The organism is Herbiconiux daphne (assembly GCF_024979295.1).
GTDB lineage: Bacteria > Actinomycetota > Actinomycetes > Actinomycetales > Microbacteriaceae > Herbiconiux > Herbiconiux daphnes.
Genome location: NZ_JANLCJ010000092.1, coordinates 1 through 1448, shown reverse-complemented (window position 1 = coordinate 1448; position 1448 = coordinate 1). Strand labels below are relative to the sequence as shown.

At 43.0% G+C, this 1448-nt stretch carries 2 protein-coding genes; both read left to right on the top strand.

The features are described 5' to 3' along the window. On the top strand, nt 1–707 hold a 707-nt coding region (locus N1032_RS23185), incomplete at its 5' end, for a phage terminase large subunit family protein (RefSeq protein WP_259542705.1). Nucleotides 708–713: 6 nt separating this feature from the next. Next, a partial coding sequence (locus N1032_RS23180) for a portal protein (RefSeq protein ID WP_259542700.1) occupies nt 714–1448 on the top strand: 735 nt, incomplete at its 3' end.

Below are 1448 nucleotides of genomic sequence, written 5' to 3'. Positions count from 1 at the left end.
CGAAAAAAGAACTGTTGGCTTCTATTCCTAGTTGGCAACATGAAATGCGTTCTCGTGGTATACCGATGATGGGTGAAGGTCTAATTTATGACATCCCCGAAACAGCGATTACAGTACCACCTATCGAAATTCCTCAACATTGGCGCAGATGTTGTGCAATCGACGTTGGTATTAATCACCCCACTGCCGCTGTATGGACTGCATATGATGCAGCTACAGACACTGTTTATGTCTATGACGTTTACTGTGAGAAAGGTGGTGTTCCGTCTCAGCACGGTACAGCTATAAATGCACGTGGGAATTGGATTCCAGTGATCCTTCCACACGATGCGGATAACACAGAGAAAGGGTCGGGTAAATCCGTGGCCCAATACTACAGAGAGGCGGGTGTCAATGTGATGCCTGAAACGTTCTATAACCCAATCACTTGGGATGGTAAAAAACATAATTTCGTTGAACCCGGGATTATGGATATGCTCCAGCGTATGAAGACTGGTCGTTTAAAAGTCTTTGCAACGTGTGGACGCTTCTTTGAGGAGATGCGTCGTTACCATCGCAAGGATGGGAAAATTCATAAAGAGTACGATGACGTTATGGATGCTGCACGATATTCAGCACTTTCTGTAGCAACTCGTGGTATATCGCAAGGTGAATCCGAAATGGGCTTTAATACCGCCTACAAGGATCAATGGAATTCCTATTATTAAGGAGTAATGATGAAAGCTTTGACTGACATTCTGGCCCGTGCTAAGGGCGAGATTACAGGAACAGTCGAGCACGATGAAGATAAACTGATAGAGTTTCAGCGTCAAGTTGATTTCTATCAGTGGCATGCAATTGGGTATCATGAAGGTGAGATTGGTGCACGTGCTCGTACAGCATGGGACTATTATCATCAGCTTCTGCCTAAACCAATCGTAGAAGGTTCTTCAAAACAGGTTATGCCTGTTGTAATGAACACTGTAGATGGCGTTTTGGCAGAACTGACTTCAACCTTTACCTCTGGTGAAGAAGTTGTTAAGTTTGCACCACAAGATACCTCTGATAGCCTAGCAGCTCTGGCAGCAACTAAGATGGTCAATAAGATCCTGCTGCATGAGAACGATGGTTATCGAGCACTGCATGACTGCTTCAAAGATGCTCTTGTAACACGTAATGGTTTTATCAAACACTATTGGAACAAAAAGAAAGAAGTTGTAGTAGAAGAGTTTGAAGACCTTACAAAAGACGAATTTGATGCTTATTTGGCTGGAATTCAGGGTGAATTAGCCGAACTGGAAGTTGATGAAACTAAATCTACTAAAATCAATGAAGATGGAACAGAAGAGAAAGTAGCTCAACTACCAGACGAGAAAGAAACCCCAGAAGGCCAAGAAACATATAGCGGACGCGTAACTTACTACAAAACCAAAGAAGGTGTTGAAGTAATGTATGTTCCGTTTGAAGAA